We start from the raw sequence: 17,946 nt of genomic DNA on the forward strand, positions 1-17,946 counted from the left end.
GCGGTGACGAACGAGGGCGGGAGCGTGAGCGCCGCGGAGAGCCACTGGCCGGCGCGGGCGCGGATCGACCACGAGGCCTTCGCGCACAACCTCCGCACCCTGCGGGACCGTGCCGGCGGGGTCGACGTCCTCGCCGTCGTCAAGGCCGACGCCTACGGGCACGGACTGCTGCCCGTCGCGCGGACCGCTCTCGAGGCCGGGGCCACCCTCCTCGGGGTGGCGCAGCTGGCCGAGGCGCTGACGCTGCGGCACGGGCTCGGCCCCGGCGGTCGCGTGCTCGCCTGGCTGTACGCCCCCGGCGCCCCGCTCGCCGCGGCGCTCCGGGCCGACATCGAGATCGGCATCGGTGCCCCGTGGATGCTCGACGAGGTCCTCGCCGCGACCCGGGAGACCGGCATCGCCGCGGACGTGCACCTCAAGCTCGACACGGGGATGGCCCGCAACGGCGTCGAGCCACGGCAGGTCGACGAGCTCGCCGCCAGGCTCGGCCCGGCGGTCGCCGAGGGGTCGGTCCGCGTGGCCTCGACCTTCTCCCACCTGGCGAGCGCGGACGAGCCCGGCAGCGGCGTGACGGAGCGTCAGACCGAGCTGTTCCTCGCGCTCGTCGACCGGCTCCGCGCCGCCGGGACCGAGCCCGGGCCGCTGCACCTCGCGGCGTCGTCGGGCGTGCTCCTGCACCCGGCCACCCATCTCGACATGATCCGTCCCGGCATCGCCCTGTACGGGGTCTCCCCGGCCGAGGACGTCGCCCCCGCGGCCGAGCACGGCCTGCGTCCGGTGATGACGGTGAGCGGCCGGCTCGTCCTCACGCGCGAGGCGCCCGCCGGCACGCCCGTGGGCTACGGGCACACCGCCGCCACGGAGCGGGACACGGTCCTCGGGCTCGTCCCGCTCGGGTACGCGGACGGCGTCCCGCGCGCGGCCTCGAACCAGGTCGCGCTCAGCGCCGCGGGGCGGCGCGTCCCTCAGGTCGGGCGCGTGAGCATGGACCAGGTCGTCGTCGACCTCGGGCCGGGGGCGGCGGACCGGCCCGGCGACGACATCGTCCTGTTCGGCGACCCCGCGCGCGGCGAGGCGTCGGCCTGGGACTGGGCGGAGGCGTCCGGGACCATCGCCTACGAGATGCTCACGTCGGTCGGCGTGCGGGTCCCGCGCGTGCACGTGGGCGCCGCCGGCGGCGCGGGGCGGGAGGAACGATGACGGGACGGACCGGGGACACCGGGCAGGTGGGCCAGTACAGACGGACCGGGCAGGCCGAGGTCGCGGGTCGGGGCGGGCAGGCCCGGCAGGTGAGCGCGACCTGGCGCGCGACGGCGCCGACGGCCGAGGACACGCGCGCCCTCGCGGCCCGGCTCGCCGCGCACCTGCGGGCCGGCGACCTGCTCGTGCTCACGGGCCCGCTCGGCGCCGGCAAGACGACCTTCGTCCAGGGCCTCGGGGCGGCGCTCGGGGTGCGCGGGACGATCGCCTCGCCGACCTTCGTCATCGCCCGCGAGCACGTGGGGCAGGGCGGCGGGCCGGGGCTCGTCCACGTCGACGCCTACCGCCTGGCCGGGGCCGGCGACCTCGACGCGCTCGACCTCGACAGCTCGCTCGAGGAGTCGGTGACGGTCGTCGAGTGGGGCGAGGGGACCGCCGAGGCGCTCGCCGAGAGCCGCCTCGACGTGGTGCTCACCCGGCCGGTGGGGGACGTGGCCGGCGAGGCGGAGGATTCGGCGGCCTCCGAGGAGGACGATCAGGAGACCGACCTCGCCCCGCCGGCCGACGAGCCCCGCACGATCGACATCACCGCGCACGGACCGCGCTGGGCCGGTACGGACCTCTCGGACGTGACGGGCCCCGGGTGAGGCGGGCATCCGCGGCGCTGCTCGTCCTGCTCGTCGCCGCGTTCCTCGCGGGACCGGCCGCGGCGTCGCCCGACGCCGGACCGGCCGCGACGGCGCTCGACGCGGGACCGGCCGCGACGGCGCTCGACGCGGGACCGGCCGCGACGGCGCTCGACGAGAGCGCGGCCACGGCGACCGCCGCACGCGCCGAGGTGCCGACCGAGGCCCCCTCGGAGTCCGACTCGGACGGGCCCGTCGAGCCCGACCCCGCGCTCGAGAACCTGCTCACGCTCCCGATGACCGTCGAGCGGTGGTTCACGGTCGAGGCGCAGGCGGTCGCGAGGTCCGGCGCGCCCACCGTGCTGGCCGATGCCGTGGACGGTCGGGCCGAGGACCTGACGGTGGGGACGCCACGACCCGTCCTCGCCTGGTCGTCCGACCTCATGGTCGGGAACGCGGTGGAGCCCGTCGTCGTGGCCACGACGAGGGTCGTGGCACCCGTGCTGCTCGACGGGACGGCGGTCGGCGTCGTCGTGCTGGAGACCGCGACCGGGACGTACGTCGGCGAGGTGCGGGACGTGCCCGGGCTCGGCCCGGCGCTCGCCGAGCTCGACCCCGAGGTCGGTGTCGTCGAGGACGGGCGGACCGGCGCCTGGTACGCCTACGCCCACGGCCGCGTCAGCCCCCTCGACGACCGGGCCGGCGGCATGCTCGCCGGCTCGACGGACCTTGCCGCCTACCTGCCGTTCCTCCTGGACCCGGAGCCTTCCGGAAGCGGCGGGGCGGAGCGCGAGGACTCTGTGCGCTGGGTCGTCGTCGGTGGCGTCGTGGCCGTCGGTGCGGTGCTGCTCGCGGCGGGGATCGCCGTCTGGCTGCGCGGCAGCGAGGAGGAGGACGAGTCGCCGGCCGCCCCGGCCACCGAGCGGCTCCGGGCGCGGGTCCGCGCCGAGCTCCGCGAGGGCCGCTCGGGCCGATGGAGCCACCGCGGCTGACGCGCGCCTACCCTTGACCGGTGCGCGTCCTCGTCATCGACACCTCGTCCCGCCCCGTCGCCGCGATGCTCGTCGCGGGGGACGCGCCCGACGCGTCGCCCCTCGTGCAGCACCTCGGACTGGTCGAGGGTGCCCACGACCGCCGGCACGCCGAGGAGCTCGCGCCGGCCGTCGCCGCGCTCGCCGCCGAGCACGGCCGCCCCGACCTCGTCGTCGTGGGCACCGGGCCCGGGCCGTTCACGGGGCTGCGGGTCGGACTCGTCACCGCGCGGACGCTGGCGCGCGGCTGGGGCGCCGCTCTGGCCGGCGTCCCCTCGCTCGACGCCGTCGCCCGGGTCGCGCTCGACGCGCACCCGGGTGCCACGGTCGTCGTCGCCACCGACGCGCGCCGCCGCGAGGTCTACCACGGGCGGTACCGGGCGGCCGGGCCGGACGAGGTTGAGGTGCTCGCCGGTCCCGCCGTGGCCGCGGGCGCGCAGGTCGGTGCCGATCTCGCGCCGGGCGTCGTCGTCGTGGGGGAGAAGGCCGACGAGGTCACCGGGGGCGACCGGCAGGCCGACGTCCCCACCCCCGACCCGGCCGCGTTCCCGCGCGCGCTCGCCCGGCTCGCCCTCGTGCGCCGCGCCGCCGGCGCGAGCCTCCCCACCGAGCCGCTCTACCTGCGCAGGCCCGACGCCGCCGTCCCCGCCCAGGTGGCGCCGTGAGCTATCGGCTGCGCCCGCTGCGCCCCTCGGACGTGCGCCGGGTCGCGGAGCTGGAGCCGGTGCTCTTCGGCCCCGACGACTGGTCGGCCTCCGTCTACCGCACCGAGCTCGAGCTCGTGGGGCGCACCTACCTCGCCGTCGTCGACGAGGAGGACCGGCTCGTCGGCTGGGCGGGCACGGCCGCGGGTGAGGAGGTCCAGGTGATGACGATCGGGATCGACCCGGACCACCGGCGCCGAGGCCTGGCGACCCGATTGATGGACGAGCTCGTCGACCGCGCGCGGCGTGACGGATCACGCAGCATGCTGCTCGAGGTGCGGGCCGACGACCCCGGCGCCCGCGCCCTGTACGCGCGTCGGGGCTTCGAGGAGATCGGGATCCGGCCGCGGTACTACCAGCGCTCGGGCCGCGACGCGGTCGTCATGCGGCTCGATCTCACAGCCCCCGAGGACGCCGGGAACACCGAGAAGGAATAGCGCACGAAAGGCGCACGAAAATACGCACGACAATTGTTCTTGACCGTGTCGAGAGGCTCCGGAAAGACAATCTCGGGACGATTCGTCTCGCATTCGGCGGGTGCCCGGATCGACCGATCTGCGGGGGTTAGGATCGGCCCGTGACCACCACTGCAGCGCCATCGAGGGCGCAGACGGTACGGAGGACGACGGTCGCGCTCAAGGCTTCGATGGCCGTCACGGGTGTGATCTTCGTGCTCTTCGTCCTGTCCCACATGTACGGCAACCTCAAGATGTTCCAGGGCGCCGAGGCGTTCGACGGATATGCGCACTGGCTCCGCGAGGCGTTCTACCCGATGCTGCCGCACCAGGGGATGCTGTGGATCATGCGGGTCGTGCTGCTCGCCTCGCTGGTGATCCACGCGGGCGCGGCGTTCACGCTGTGGAAGAGGGCCAAGGGCGCCCGCACCACGCGGTACGTCAAGAGGCGGTCGCTGCAGCAGAGCTATGCGTCGCGCACGATGCGGTGGGGCGGCGTCATCATCCTCGCCTTCCTCGTCTTCCACATCCTGCAGTTCACCACGATGACCATCGAGGTCGGCGGCTCGTTCGACAGCCCCTACGCCCGCATGGTCGAGGCGTTCCAGCCGGAGCACTGGTGGGTGTTCGCGATCTACCTCGTCGCGATCGTCCTCCTCGCGTTCCACGTGCGGCACGGCGTGTGGTCGGCGCTCGCCACGCTCGGACTGTCGACGAAGCGGCGCGAGGCGGCCTTCAACGGCCTGGCGATCGTCGTCGCCCTCCTGCTCCTCGTCGGGTTCATGGCGGGCCCGACGGCCATCCTCCTCGGCATCGTGAATTGAGGCGCCCCAGATGACTGCACTGATCCAGGACCTGTACCGCGAGGGCGCTCCGGTCGCGGACACCAAGGCGCCCGTGGGCCCCCTCGCCGAGCGGTGGGAGAAGCGCCAGTTCGGCGCCAAGCTCGTCAACCCGGCCAACCGCCGGAAGATCTCGGTCATCGTGGTCGGCACCGGGCTGGCCGGCGGCTCGGCGGCGGCGACGCTCGGCGAGGCCGGGTACCAGGTCAAGGCGTTCTGCTACCAGGACTCCCCGCGCCGGGCGCACTCGATCGCCGCGCAGGGCGGCATCAACGCCGCGAAGAACTACAAGAACGACGGCGACTCCGTCTACCGGCTGTTCTACGACACGGTCAAGGGCGGCGACTTCCGCTCGCGCGAGTCCAACGTCTACCGGCTGGCCGAGGTCTCCAAGCAGATCATCGACCAGTGCGTCGCCCAGGGCGTCCCCTTCGCCCGCGAGTACGGCGGCCTCCTCGACAACCGCTCCTTCGGCGGCGTGCAGGTCTCGCGGACCTTCTACGCGCGCGGCCAGACGGGCCAGCAGCTGCTCATCGGCGCCTACCAGGCCCTCGAGCGACAGATCGGCGCCGGCACGGTGCAGATGAACACCCGGCACGAGATGCTCGAGCTCGTCGTCGTCGAGGGTCGTGCCCGCGGGATCATCGTGCGCGACATGGTCACCGGCGAGATCGAGACCCACCTCGCCGACGCCGTCGTGCTCGCCTCGGGCGGCTACGGCAACGTCTTCTTCCTGTCGACCAACGCGATGGGCTGCAACGTCACCGCCACCTGGCGCGCGCACAAGAAGGGCGCCTACTTCGGCAACCCCTGCTACACGCAGATCCACCCCACGTGCATCCCGCAGGCGGGCGACTACCAGTCCAAGCTCACGCTGATGAGCGAGTCGCTGCGCAACGACGGCCGCATCTGGGTGCCGAAGAGCGCCGACGACTGCACGAAGGACCCGCGCGAGATCCCCGAGGGGGACCGCGACTACTACCTCGAGCGGATCTACCCCTCGTTCGGCAACCTCGTGCCGCGTGACATCGCCTCGCGACAGGCGAAGAACATGTGCGACGACGGGCGGGGGGTGGGCCCCGAGGTCGACGGTGTGCGGCGCGGCGTGTACCTCGACTTCGCCGAGGCCATCGGGCGGATGGGCCGCGGGGCGGTCGAGGCCAAGTACGGCAACCTCTTCGACATGTACGAGCGCATCACGGGGGAGAACCCCTACGAGGTGCCGATGCGCATCTACCCGGCCGTGCACTACACGATGGGCGGGCTGTGGGTCGACTACGACCTCCAGTCCTCGATCCCGGGCCTGTTCGTGGCCGGCGAGGCCAACTTCTCCGACCACGGGGCCAACCGGCTGGGCGCGTCGGCGCTCATGCAGGGCCTTGCGGACGGCTACTTCGTGCTGCCCAACACGATCAACGACTACCTGGCGGACAACCACGGCTCGCCGGTGGCGCCGGACCACCCGGACGTCGTCGCCGCGGCCGACCAGGTGCGCGAGCGCGTGGAGCACTTCCTGTCCAACGACGGGACGCGCTCCGTGGACTCCTTCCACAAGGAGCTCGGCTCGATCATGTGGGAGTACTGCGGGATGGAGCGCACCGAGGAGGGCCTGCGGACCGCGATCGAGAAGATCCGGGCGTTGCGCGAGGAGTTCTGGCGCGACGTCAAGGTGACCGGCACGAACGAGGAGCTCAACCAGAGCCTCGAGAAGGCCGGCCGCGTGGCCGACTTCTTCGAGCTGGGCGAGCTCATGTGCATCGACGCCCTGCACCGCAGGGAGTCGTGCGGCGGGCACTTCCGTGCCGAGTCGCAGACCGAGGAGGGGGAGGCCCTGCGGCACGACGACGAGTTCGCGTACGTCGCCGCCTGGGAGCACGGCGCCGACGGCGTCCCGGTGCTCCACAAGGAGGACCTCACCTACGAGTACGTCGAGATGAAGCAGCGGAGCTACAAGTGAAGATCACCATCAACGCGTGGCGTCAGTCCGGGCCCGAGGCGAAGGGGTCGATGCACTCCTACCGGCTCGACGACGTCTCCGAGCACATGTCCTTCCTCGAGATGCTCGACGTCCTCAACGAGCAGCTCTTCGCCGCCGGCGAGGACCCGATCGCGTTCGACCACGACTGCCGCGAGGGCATCTGCGGCGCGTGCGGCATCGTCATCGACGGCGTGGCCCACGGGCCCGAGGTGACGACCACCTGCCAGCTGCACATGCGGTCCTTCAAGGACGGCGACTCCATCACGATCGAGCCGTGGCGCGCCGACGCCTTCCCGGTGGTCAAGGACCTCGTGGTGGACCGCGGCGCCTTCGACCGCATCATCGCGGCCGGCGGGTACGTGTCCGTCAACACGGGCGCCGCCCCGGACGCGCACGCCACCCCGGTGCCGAAGAACGACGCGGACCGCGCGTTCGAGGCCGCCGCCTGCATCGGGTGCGGCGCGTGCGTGGCGGCCTGCCCCAACGCCTCGGGGATGCTCTTCCTCGGCGCGAAGGTCACGCACCTCGGGATGCTGCCGCAGGGCCAGCCCGAGCGACAGGCCCGCGTGGTCGACATGCTCGCCCAGCACGACGCCGAGGGCTTCGGCGGGTGCACGAACATCGGCGAGTGCGCTGCCGTGTGCCCCAAGGAGATCCCGCTCGACGTCATCTCCCAGCTCAACTCCGACCTCGGCCGCGCCGCGGTCGGCGGGCGCGCCTCGTCCTGATCGCGCGGCGCTCGCCGGTGGGCGCGCCTCGTCCTGACCGCGGCTACGACCTGACCGGCACGTACATGACGACGTGCAGGTCGACCGCGTCGGCGGGCACGAGCCGGTGGTGCTCGAACTCGAGCAGCCCGAGCTCTCGGTGCCGGAACGTGCGCGTGCGCGACTCGAACCGGGAGACGGCCATCTCGGCGGAGTGGGTGCGGAACTCCTCGCTCGCCGCCGACAGCCGGTCGACGACGGCCCTGTGCTCCGCGCCCGCCAGGCGGACGCCGGACTCCGCCCGGAACTCGGCGAGGAACCGCCGGCTGTCCTGCTCCCAGTCGGGGAGCATCTCCCGCAGGTCTGGGTCCGTGTAGACGAGCCAGAGCAGGTTCCGGTCGGCCGGGTCCACGTCCGCGATGCGCGGGTAGAGCCACGCGTAGCCCGCGTTCCAGGCGACGATCGCCCAGTCCGTCGTCACGACGAAGGCGGGGAAGTCGAGCGCGTCGACGAGCCGGCTCAGGTGGGCCGGGACGGCCTCGCGGCGCACCTGCGGGACGGCGACCTCCTGCTCGGCGAGACCGAGGACGTAGGCGGTCTCGTCGTCGGTGAGGCGCAGGACGCGGGCCACGGCGAGGAGGACCTGGCGCGAGACGTTGGTGTCGCGCCCCTGCTCGAGCCACGTGTACCAGCTGGCGCTCACGCCGGACAGGGTGGCGACCTCCTCGCGGCTGAGGCCCGCGCCGCCGCGGCGGGGCGGGGTCGGGAGGCCGAGCGCGGCACGGTCGGACGCGAGGCGCCGGACCCGGAGGAAGTCGCCCAGCTCGACGCGCCGGGGAGTGCGCGGACGGATCACCCGGAGATGGTACTGCGAGTACCGGTACCACCCGCATCCGGCTCTCGGCCCCGGATCGTCCGGTCGGCCGGCCGGGGCGGGGGAGGATGGGTGGATGCCCGCGTACCGCTCCCGCACCGTCACCCACGGCCGCAACATGGCCGGCGCCCGCGCCCTCATGCGCGCCTCCGGCGTGGCCGGCGGCGACATCGGCCGCAAGCCGGTGATCGCCGTGGCGAACTCCTTCACCGAGTTCGTCCCCGGCCACACCCACCTCGCCCCGGTCGGCCGGATCGTCTCCGAGGCCATCCAGGAGGCCGGCGGCATCGCCCGCGAGTTCAACACGATCGCGGTGGACGACGGCATCGCCATGGGGCACGACGGCATGCTCTACTCCCTGCCCTCGCGCGACCTCATCGCCGACTCGGTGGAGTACATGGTCAACGCGCACTGCGCGGACGCGCTCGTGTGCATCTCGAACTGCGACAAGATCACGCCCGGGATGCTGCTCGCCGCGCTGCGGCTCAACGTGCCCACGGTGTTCGTCTCGGGCGGGCCGATGGAGTCCGGCCGGGCCACGCTCGTCGACGGCACGGTGCGCACCCTCGACCTCGTCGACGCGATGTCCGAGGCCGTCAACGAGAGTGTGTCCGACGCCGACCTCATGCGCATCGAGGAGGCGGCCTGCCCCACGTGCGGCTCGTGCTCCGGCATGTTCACCGCGAACTCGATGAACTGCCTGACCGAGGCGATCGGCCTCTCGCTGCCCGGGAACGGCTCGGTCCTCGCCACCCACACCGCCCGTCGCGCGCTGTACGAGAAGGCCGGCTCGCTCGTCGTCGACATCACGCGCCGGTACTACGAGGACGACGACGACACCGTCCTCCCGCTGAGCATCGCGACGCCTGCGGCGTTCGGGAACGCGATGGCGCTCGACATCGCGATGGGCGGCTCGACCAACACGATCCTCCACCTGCTCGCGGCGGCGAGCGAGGCCGGGGTCGCGTTCGGGCTCGAGGAGATCGACGAGGTCTCGCGCCGCGTGCCGTGCCTGGCGAAGGTCGCCCCCAACGTCGCCGAGGGCCGGACCTACTATATGGAGGACGTCCACCGCGCCGGCGGCATCCCCGCCCTGCTGGGCGAGCTGCGCCGCGCCGGGCTGCTCGACGAGGACGTCCACACGGTGCACGCGCAGACGCTCGGCGCCTGGCTCGACGAGTGGGACGTGCGCAGCGGGCGCGCGACGGACGAGGCCGTCGAGCTGTGGCACGCCGCCCCCGGCGGGCGACGCTCCTCGACGGCGTTCTCCCAGTCCGAGCGCTGGGCCGGGCTCGACCTCGACGACACCCACGGCTGCATCCGCTCCTTCGCGCACGCCTACTCCAAGGACGGCGGCCTCGGCGTCCTGCGCGGCAACATCGCCCCCGACGGCGCCGTCGTCAAGACGGCAGGCGTCGACGAGTCGATCTGGACGTTCACCGGGCCCGCAGTGGTCTGCGAGTCGCAGGAGGAGGCCGTGCAGCGGATCCTCGGCAAGGAGGTGAGCGAGGGCGACGTCGTCGTCATCCGGTACGAAGGACCCAAGGGCGGACCGGGGATGCAGGAGATGCTCTACCCGACCTCCTACCTCAAGGGGCTCGGCCTCGGGAAGGCGTGCGCGCTCATCACCGACGGGCGGTTCTCCGGCGGCACCTCGGGGCTGTCGATCGGGCACGTCTCGCCCGAGGCAGCGGCAGGCGGCACGATCGCGCTCGTCGAGGAGGGGGACACGATCACCATCGACATCCCCCGGCGCAGCATGCGGCTCGAGGTCCCGGACGACGAGCTCGAGCGGCGTCGGGCGGCCCTCGAGGAGGGCGGAGGCTACCGGCCGCGGGAGCCGCGGCCCAGGAAGGTCACCCCGGCGCTCCGGGCCTATGCGGCGTTCGCCCAGTCCGCCGACAAGGGGGCGGTCCGGCTCGTCCCGGAGACCGTCTGAGCCGGAACCGCGCCGCGCGTACCATCCTCGGGTGACCTCACCGCTCGTCCTCGGCATCGAGACCTCCTGCGACGAGACCGGCGTGGCGCTGGTCCGGGGCACGGAGCTGCTCACCGACGTCACGGCGTCGTCGATGGACGACCACGCGAGGTTCGGCGGGATCATCCCGGAGATCGCGTCGCGCGCCCACCTCGAGGCGTTCGGGCCCACGCTCGACGCGGCCCTCGAGCGCGCGGAGGTCGACCTCACGGACGTCGACGCCGTCGCGGTGACGGCGGGCCCCGGGCTCGTCGGTTCGCTCACGGTGGGGGTGGCGGCGGCGAAGGCGCTCGCGCTGTCGATCGACCGGCCGCTCCTCGGCGTCAACCACGTCATCGGGCACGCGGCCGTCGACGCCCTCGTGCACGGGCCCGTCCCCGCCCGGTCGGTGGCGCTCGTCGTCTCCGGCGGGCACACGACCCTGCTCGCCGTCGGGGACGACATCACCGACGTCACGCTGCTCGGCGAGACCCTCGACGACGCCGCCGGCGAGGCCTTCGACAAGGTGGGTCGCCTGCTCGGCCTGCCGTACCCGGGCGGCCCGCACGTCGACCGGCTGGCCGCCACCGGCGACCGGGAGGCGATCCGCTACCCGCGGGGCCTGACCGCGCCGAAGGACCGCGAGCGGCACGCGTACAACTTCTCGTTCTCCGGCCTCAAGACCGCGGTCGCCCGCGACCTCGAGGCCCGGACGGCGCGCGGGGAGGAGATCCCGGCGGCGGACGTCGCGGCCGGCTTCTCCGAGGCGGTCGCCGACGTCCTCGTCACCAAGGCGCTCCGGGCGTGCGCGGACAGGGGGGCGGAGGTCCTCGTCGTCGGAGGGGGATTCTCCGCCAACTCCCGGCTGCGCGAGCTGCTCGCCGAGCGCGGGGCGGAGGCCGGGGTCGACGTGCGGATCCCGCCGATCAGGTTCTGCACCGACAACGGTGCGATGATCGCCGCGCTGGGGAGCGCGGTCGTCGAGGCGGGTCTTCCGGCGTCGGACCTGGACTTCGGTGCCGACTCCGCGATGCCGACGACCAGCGTGCTCGTCTGACGGGAGGGAACCTCAGCCCGTCAGCCCGTCAGCCCGTCAGCTCGTCAGCTCGTCAGCTCGTCAGCCCGTCAGCTCGCCGGCGAGCCGCAGCGCGACGCCGTCCCACCCGTCCGCCTCCGCCCAGGCCCGCTGACGCTCGTAGGACGCGCCGCGCCCCAGGATGTCCTCGACGAGCGCGAGCTCCGGCGCGCAGCCGAGGCGGTGCGCGGCCGGCGCGAGCTCGGTGAGTAGCGCGCGGACCGAGTCCCGCGCGTCGAGCGAGCCGCCGGAGCTGTCGGTGACGAAGTCGGTGTCGAGGCCGAAGCGCGCCGCGCGCCAGCGGTTCTCGGCCGTCAGCCAGCGGGGGAGCGCGGCGGGCTCCTCGCCGTCGTCGATGGCCTGGGAGACCGCGTCCACCAGGCAGACGTTGAGCGCGGTGAGGGCGGTGACCTCGGCGAGGGTCGGCGGTGAGTCGCAGATGCGGGACTCGACCGTGCCGAACTGCGTGGGCCGTACGTCCCAGCGCGTCTCGTTGCGCCGCGCGATGACGTCGGACGCGACGAGCTGCTCGACCACCCGCTCGTAGTCCTCCCACGTGCGCATGACGTCCGGGAGGCCCGCCGTGGGGAGCTGCTGGAACATCATCGTGCGGTTGGAGGCGTAGCCGGTGTCGGTGCCGCGCCATACGGGGGAGGCGGCCGAGAGGGCGAGGAGGGTGCCGATCCGGTCGAGGACGCCGCGCATGATCGGGAGCGCCTTCTCCCGCCGCTCGACCCCGACGTGCACGTGCAGCCCGTAGATGAGCATCTCGCGGCCCCACCACCCGGTGCGCCTGAGCAGCCGCTCGTAGCCCGTGGTCGTCGGCTGGGCCTGGGGGTCCGCCGTCGGGTGGGTGCCGCCGCCGGCGAGGACGAGCCCGCGCCGCCCGGCCGCCTCCGTGAGCTCGGCGAGGACGTCGCGGACCTCCGTGAGCGCGGAGGCGACGGAGTCGTGCACGCCCGTGACGATCTCGACCGTGTTGGCGAGCAGCTCGTGCGCGAGGCGCGGGTGCGGTGCTCCGCCGGGCGCCCGCAGGTCGTCGATGAGCTCGAGCCCGTCGCTGCGCAGCTCGCCCGTGCCCGCGTCGAGCACCTGGAGCTCCCACTCGACGCCGAGGGTCGAGCGCTCCGACGATCCGAACTCGACAGGCACGGCGACATTGTGCACCGGTGCTCGGCCCGTGCGCGTGCGCCGGAGGGGCCGTCCCGGATCGTGTCAGCGCGGGACGGTGATGTCGCCCGGGGTCTCAGACCGGCTCGACCAGGAGCGCCACGTGCCTGCCCTGCGCGCGCGTGAGCACGAGGGTCGCCCGGTTCGGGCCCGTGAGGCGCAGCCGACGGCGGACGTCCTCGACCTTGACCCCGGAGCCGCGCTGCTTGATGGTCAGATCCCCGATCTCGCGGGCCGCGAGGGCGCGGGCCAGGCCCTTCGCGCCGGCGTCGACCTGCTCGAGGACCCGGTAGGAGCGGGCGAACGGGGAACCGGCGGGCTCGTCGGAGGTGAGGTACGCGATCCGCTCGGAGACGACGCCTGCTCCGAGCCGGCGGCCGAGCTCGGCGACGAGACCGGCGCGGATGACGGCGCCGTCGGGCTCGTGCAGGTAGGCCCCGAGCGGCGCGACCGGCGCCTCCTCGTGCGGGGCGGACGGGGGCCGGGGCCCGCCCTGCTCGGGCGCGAGCAGGTGCGGCTGCTCGTCGGTCAGCACGAGGGCGGAGCGGCCGGGGCCTTCCGGGGCTGCGTCGCCGAACCAGAGGGCGGCCTCGACCACCTCGCGGTCGACGGACACCCACTGCGCGTGCGCGTCGTCGGGGACGTGGTCGAGGTCGATGCCGGGAGCGACCTTGATGCCGGCCGCGCGCACGGACCGGGCGCGGGCGACGACGGCGGACAGCGGCGGTCCCCAGCTCTCGGGGTCCGCGAGGCGCCGACCGGCCGCGTCGCGCCGGGCGGGGTCGGCCCACAGTGCGTCCGCGCCGACGTCGGGCAGGTCGATCTCGAGGGCGTCCCCCTCGCGGACCTCGGCGCCGTCGAAGGGCTCGAGGTTCGCCCGGGCGAACGTCGCGGTGACGGGGTCCCGCTCGACGGCGAGGACGCGCGTGCCGAGGCCCGCGATCGCGAGCGAGTCCAGGCCGAGCCCGCAGCCGAGGTCCGCGACGAGGTCGACCTCGGCGCGGCGGAAGCGGTGCGCGTGGTGCGCGGCGACGACGGTGCGGGTCGCCTGCTCGAGGCCGGTGCGCGTGAGGAGCAGGAGGTCGGCGACGGGGCCGAGGCGGTCGGCGGCCTCGGCGCGCAGGGCGAGCTGGGTGAGGGCGGCGGCGGCGAGGTCGGGGGCCATGCCGTGGGCGCGCAGCCGTGAGTTCATGTGGTCGGCGGTCGCCGCGGAGTAGGGCGGCAGCGCCGCGAGCATCGCGCGGCCCTCGGTCGAGGCGAGGGTGCGTGCGGTCTCGAGCTCCATCCGGTCATGGTCGCAGAGGGTGCCGCCGGCCGACGCCCGCTCACGGTTGGCACTCTGATTGCGCGAGTGCTAACTGGCGACCTAGTCTGGGCACTGACGGACTCACCACGCGCCCGACCCCCGCGACGGCGGGAGCGAGGCTGAGGACGACAGTCAGAGATCCATTCCATACGTAGGAAGGGGAGGTCCGCAGTGTCGGTCTCCATCAAGCCGCTCGAGGACCGCGTGGTCGTCCAGACCCTCGAGGCCGAGCAGACCACCGCGTCCGGTCTCGTCATCCCGGACACCGCCAAGGAGAAGCCCCAGGAGGGCACCGTCGTCGCGGTCGGCCCCGGCCGTGTCGACGACAACGGCCAGCGCGTGCCGATGGACGTCGCCGTGGGCGACGTCGTGCTCTACAGCAAGTACGGCGGCACCGAGGTCAAGTACGCGGGCGAGGAGTACCTCGTGCTGTCGGCCCGCGACCTGCTCGCGGTGGTCGACCGCTGACCAGCGTCACCAGCACAGCGAAGGGCCCCGCGACCATGTCGGTCGCGGGGCCCTTCCGTGTCTGTGGGCCGGCCGGGTGCGTCGGGTGGTCGGGGGTCGGTCCGGCTTCGGCTGGGCAGACCGGGTTGGTCAGCCGGCCTTCGGTGTCGCTCGCCGACGCTCGCTGCGGTAGACCGCCGCGCGCTCGTCCTCGCTCATCCCGCCCCAGACCCCGTACGGCTCGCGAACCGTCAGGGCGTGGTCCCGGCACTGCTCGATGACGGGGCAGCGGGAGCAGATGGCCTTGGCCGCGTCGTCACGCCGGCGTCGGACCCCGCCGCGTTCGCCCTCGGGGTGGAAGAACTGCTCCGGGTCCACCTGGCGGCACGAGCCGTCGGCCTGCCAGCTCCAGACGTCCAGGAGCGGGCCGGGAAGGCGGGACAGCTCGGCCATGGGGGCCTCCTCAGAAGTTCACCGTGGTCCGGACCGGGATCCGGCGCAGACCATTCATCAACAGGTTATTGCTTGCGCGAAAGTTGGGCAAGGGGGTGCGTGGCGGCACACCGTGCCGTCGTCGCTGTGTGTCTCCTGTTGCGCGTGCACCGGATCTGCATAGGTTGGACGTCTACGGATTGCCGACCCGGCCCGACCGACGGAGGATGGAGCATGGCTGCTCGCCAGGGAACCGACGGGGTCGCGCCCGGCGGAGCCATGGGTGAGCTGGCGGACGCGGTCGAGCAGATCGACGGCACGTACATCGACGGGTCCGTGCCGGTCCAGCCCGGGGCCGCCGTCGTGGGCGGATCCCTTAACGGACATGACGATGTTCGCGATCTCACCGGCGAGCGTGTGCGGGTAGGCCTCGACGGCGGAGAGCGCAACGACGCGGGGTCGAACGGTGTCGATCGAGACGTCGCCGCGTCCGACGACGAGCGGCCTGCCGGCGGGGCCGACGACGACGCTGATGCTGATGCTGATGCTGATGCCGATGCCGATGCCGATGCCGATGCCGGTGCGGGTGCGTCGCCCCAGGGCCGTACGCGCCCGGACTCGGGCGCCCGGTTCGACGTCCCGCGCGTTATGCACGGGGAGGCGCCGCTGACCGTCGGTGCGCTGGCCGAGCGGCTCGGCATCGCGACCTCGACGCTGCGCAGCTGGGACCGGCGCTACGGTCTCGGGCCGAGCGACCACCGCGCGGGGGACCGCCGTCGATACGGGCCGGCCGACGTCGTGCGCCTGGAGCGGATGCGGGCACTCACGCTCTCCGGGGTGAGCCCGTCCGACGCCGCCCGGGCGGTCACGCAGCGCCCGACCGGCCACGGCGAGGTCATGCCCGTCGCCAGCACGGCAACCAGTCTCGACGTCCAGTCCCTCGGCGCCGCGGCCGCGGCCGGCGACGTCAACGACGTGCGGCTCGCGATCTCGCGGCACGTCGACGCCCACGGGTGGAGCTCGACCTGGATGCGGCTGCTTGCTCCGACCTGCGACCTGCTCGCCGTCGGCGCGGAGCCGCAGGCTCCGGGCAGCGACGGCATCACGGTGCTCACGGGCTGCGCCCTCGAGGTCGTGCGCACGGACGTCCTGGCGCACGACGTCGAGGATCGCGTGCGGGTCGTCGTGCACACGACTCCCAAGCACGTCCTCGCCGCGCACGTGTTCGCCGGCGCGATGGGGGAGCGCGGGATCTCGAGCCTCCTGCGCCGGGTCGGTCGGCACCGCGTGCCCACGGAGGCGCTCGCCGACCTCACGGTCCGGGAGTCGGGGGTGACCGTCGTCGTCGGATTCGGACGTGCCGCGAGCGTGCGAGCCCTGGCGAGGTCGCGACGTGACCGCCGGCCCGAGGTCGTGCTCGTCGGGCCCGGTCTGCCGCGCCGCGTTCCGCCCGAGGCGATACTGGCCTCCGACCTCCCGTCCGCGGTGTCCACGGTCACTGCGCTGCTCGAGGACGCGGATCTAGCATGAGGGGATGACGGAGACCCCCGCACACGACCCGTTCGCGCTGGTCGGACTCACCTATGACGACGTGCTTCTCCTGCCGGGGGCCACGGACGTCATTCCCTCCGAGGTGACGACCGGCGCCCGACTCACGCGCGAGATCGAGCTGAGGATCCCGCTGGTGAGCGCGGCGATGGACACGGTGACCGAGGCGCGCATGGCGATCGCGATGGCGCGCCAGGGCGGGCTGGGCATCCTCCACCGCAACCTCTCCATCGAGGACCAGGCCCAGCAGGTCACGGTCGTCAAGCGCTCCGAGTCGGGGATGATCACGGACCCCGTGACCATCGGCCCGGACGCCACGCTCGCGGAGCTCGACGAGCTGTGCGCCCAGTACCGGATCTCCGGTCTTCCGGTAGTGGACGGCGAGGGCGTGCTGCTCGGCATCATCACGAACCGCGACCTCCGGTTCGTCCCCGGCGCCGAGATGGCGACTCGCACCGTGCGCTCCGCGATGACGCCGATGCCCCTCGTGACGGCCCCGGTCGGGATCAGCAACGACGACGCCGCCAAGCTTCTTGCCGAGAACAAGATCGAGAAGCTCCCTCTCGTCGACGACGGCGGCCACCTCCGCGGTCTCATCACCGTCAAGGACTTCGTCAAGTCCGAGCAGTACCCGCAGGCGACGAAGGACGCCGACGGGCGGCTGCGCGTGGGCGCGGCGATCGGCTACTGGGGCGACGCGTGGGAGCGTGCGACCGCGCTCGCGGACGCGGGTGTCGACGTGCTCGTGGCCGACACCGCGAACGGCGAGGCCCGTCTGCTCCTCGACATGGTGCGCAAGCTGAAGAACGACCCGGCCTTCGCTCACGTCCAGATCATCGGCGGGAACGTGGCGACCCGCGAGGGCGCGCAGGCCCTCGTCGACGCGGGCGTGGACGCCGTCAAGGTCGGCGTCGGGCCGGGGTCGATCTGCACGACGCGCGTGGTCGCCGGAGTCGGCGTCCCGCAGGTCACCGCCATCCACATGGCGGCCCAGGCCTGCCGGCCGGCCGGCATCCCCGTCATCGGCGACGGTGGGCTCCAGCACTCCGGCGACATCGCCAAGGCGCTGGTCGCCGGGGCCGACACGGTCATGCTCGGCTCGCTCCTTGCCGGCTGCGAGGAGTCGCCGGGCGACCTCGTGTTCGTCAACGGCAAGCAGTACAAGCACTACCGCGGCATGGGCTCGCTCGGTGCGATGGCCTCCCGCGGTCGGGTGTCCTACTCGAAGGACCGGTACTTCCAGGCCGACGTCAGCACGGACGACAAGATCGTCCCCGAGGGCATCGAGGGGCAGGTGCCCTACCGGGGTCCGCTGTCCGCCGTCGCGCACCAGCTCGTCGGGGGGCTGCACCAGTCGATGTTCTACGTCGGGGCGCGCACGACCGAGGAGCTCAAGGAGCGCGGCAAGTTCATCCGCATCACGCCGGCGGGTCTCAAGGAGTCGCACCCGCACGACGTGCGGATGATCGCCGAGGCGCCGAACTACTCGACGCGCTGATCGGAGCTGTCCGGTCGGTCGTCCCGCCGAACGGCGAGCAGGTAGGCCGGCACGCGGGTAGATAGCCGGTGTGGCAGGCGGGAACGCAACCGGGCC

General features: G+C 73.4%; 17 protein-coding genes. 13 read left to right on the forward strand and 4 right to left on the reverse strand.

The window, feature by feature from the left end:
* Window positions 1-3: 3 nt before the first annotated feature.
* The 8 genes from alr (at window position 4) to AC24FB_RS11235 (ending at window position 7,564) form a co-directional block, all read left to right on the forward strand.
* Window positions 4-1,200: an alanine racemase gene (gene alr, locus AC24FB_RS11200; RefSeq protein WP_425713545.1), complete on the forward strand. Its 1,197-nt coding sequence runs from the start codon at window positions 4-6 to the stop codon at window positions 1,198-1,200.
* A complete protein-coding gene (gene tsaE, locus AC24FB_RS11205; protein WP_425713544.1) occupies window positions 1,197-1,847 on the forward strand; it encodes a tRNA (adenosine(37)-N6)-threonylcarbamoyltransferase complex ATPase subunit type 1 TsaE in 651 nt (216 codons plus the stop codon). Before alr ends, tsaE begins: the two co-directional genes overlap by 4 nt.
* Window positions 1,844-2,818, forward strand: a complete 975-nt coding sequence (locus AC24FB_RS11210) for a hypothetical protein (protein WP_425713543.1) — start codon at window positions 1,844-1,846, stop codon at window positions 2,816-2,818. The genes tsaE and AC24FB_RS11210 overlap by 4 nt, the downstream gene beginning before the upstream one ends.
* A gap of 20 nt (window positions 2,819-2,838) precedes the next feature.
* A complete protein-coding gene (gene tsaB, locus AC24FB_RS11215; protein WP_425713542.1) occupies window positions 2,839-3,522 on the forward strand; it encodes a tRNA (adenosine(37)-N6)-threonylcarbamoyltransferase complex dimerization subunit type 1 TsaB in 684 nt (227 codons plus the stop codon).
* The gene (gene rimI, locus AC24FB_RS11220) at window positions 3,519-3,998 is read left to right on the forward strand and encodes a ribosomal protein S18-alanine N-acetyltransferase (protein ID WP_425713541.1); all 480 of its coding nucleotides are present in this window, start codon (window positions 3,519-3,521) and stop codon (window positions 3,996-3,998) included. Before tsaB ends, rimI begins: the two co-directional genes overlap by 4 nt.
* A gap of 140 nt (window positions 3,999-4,138) precedes the next feature.
* The gene (locus AC24FB_RS11225) at window positions 4,139-4,840 is read left to right on the forward strand and encodes a succinate dehydrogenase cytochrome b subunit (RefSeq protein ID WP_425713540.1); all 702 of its coding nucleotides are present in this window, start codon (window positions 4,139-4,141) and stop codon (window positions 4,838-4,840) included.
* A gap of 10 nt (window positions 4,841-4,850) precedes the next feature.
* A complete protein-coding gene (locus AC24FB_RS11230) occupies window positions 4,851-6,815 on the forward strand; it encodes a fumarate reductase/succinate dehydrogenase flavoprotein subunit (RefSeq protein WP_425713539.1) in 1,965 nt (654 codons plus the stop codon).
* A gap of 50 nt (window positions 6,816-6,865) precedes the next feature.
* Window positions 6,866-7,564 carry a succinate dehydrogenase/fumarate reductase iron-sulfur subunit gene (locus tag AC24FB_RS11235; protein ID WP_487561467.1) on the forward strand — a complete coding sequence of 233 codons (699 nt, stop codon included), beginning with the start codon at window positions 6,866-6,868 and terminating at the stop codon, window positions 7,562-7,564.
* 43 nt (window positions 7,565-7,607) lie between these two features.
* Here the strand turns inward: AC24FB_RS11235 and AC24FB_RS11240 are convergent, their stop codons facing one another.
* Complete coding sequence (locus AC24FB_RS11240; protein WP_463653116.1) at window positions 7,608-8,396, reverse strand: helix-turn-helix transcriptional regulator; 789 nt, start codon at window positions 8,394-8,396, stop codon at window positions 7,608-7,610.
* 97 nt (window positions 8,397-8,493) lie between these two features.
* Here AC24FB_RS11240 and ilvD point away from each other — a divergent pair, with 97 nt between their 5' ends.
* Together ilvD and tsaD are read left to right on the forward strand one after the other, a co-directional pair.
* Complete coding sequence (ilvD, locus tag AC24FB_RS11245; protein ID WP_425713536.1) at window positions 8,494-10,356, forward strand: dihydroxy-acid dehydratase; 1,863 nt, start codon at window positions 8,494-8,496, stop codon at window positions 10,354-10,356.
* 31 nt (window positions 10,357-10,387) lie between these two features.
* Window positions 10,388-11,431 carry a tRNA (adenosine(37)-N6)-threonylcarbamoyltransferase complex transferase subunit TsaD gene (tsaD, locus tag AC24FB_RS11250; RefSeq protein WP_425713535.1) on the forward strand — a complete coding sequence of 348 codons (1,044 nt, stop codon included), beginning with the start codon at window positions 10,388-10,390 and terminating at the stop codon, window positions 11,429-11,431.
* A gap of 60 nt (window positions 11,432-11,491) precedes the next feature.
* Here tsaD and AC24FB_RS11255 read toward each other — a convergent pair whose 3' ends face one another.
* Window positions 11,492-12,601: a glutamate--cysteine ligase 2 gene (locus AC24FB_RS11255; protein WP_425713534.1), complete on the reverse strand. Its 1,110-nt coding sequence runs from the start codon at window positions 12,599-12,601 to the stop codon at window positions 11,492-11,494.
* Between the two features lie 94 nt (window positions 12,602-12,695).
* Window positions 12,696-13,904, reverse strand: a complete 1,209-nt coding sequence (locus AC24FB_RS11260; protein WP_425713533.1) for a class I SAM-dependent methyltransferase — start codon at window positions 13,902-13,904, stop codon at window positions 12,696-12,698.
* A 192-nt stretch (window positions 13,905-14,096) separates the two neighbouring features.
* Between AC24FB_RS11260 and groES the strand changes: the two genes are divergently transcribed.
* Entirely contained in the window at window positions 14,097-14,393 is a 297-nt protein-coding gene (gene groES / locus AC24FB_RS11265; protein ID WP_425713532.1) for a co-chaperone GroES, read from the forward strand.
* A gap of 129 nt (window positions 14,394-14,522) precedes the next feature.
* Here the strand turns inward: groES and AC24FB_RS11270 are convergent, their stop codons facing one another.
* A complete protein-coding gene (locus tag AC24FB_RS11270; protein ID WP_425713531.1) occupies window positions 14,523-14,825 on the reverse strand; it encodes a WhiB family transcriptional regulator in 303 nt (100 codons plus the stop codon).
* A 213-nt stretch (window positions 14,826-15,038) separates the two neighbouring features.
* Between AC24FB_RS11270 and AC24FB_RS11275 the strand changes: the two genes are divergently transcribed.
* The gene (locus AC24FB_RS11275) at window positions 15,039-16,334 is read left to right on the forward strand and encodes a MerR family transcriptional regulator (protein ID WP_425713530.1); all 1,296 of its coding nucleotides are present in this window, start codon (window positions 15,039-15,041) and stop codon (window positions 16,332-16,334) included.
* 4 nt (window positions 16,335-16,338) lie between these two features.
* Window positions 16,339-17,850, forward strand: coding sequence for an IMP dehydrogenase (gene guaB, locus AC24FB_RS11280; RefSeq protein WP_425713529.1), 1,512 nt, complete (start codon window positions 16,339-16,341; stop codon window positions 17,848-17,850).
* The last annotated feature ends 96 nt before the right edge of the window (window positions 17,851-17,946 follow it).

Source organism: Georgenia sp. Z1344 (assembly GCF_057652375.1).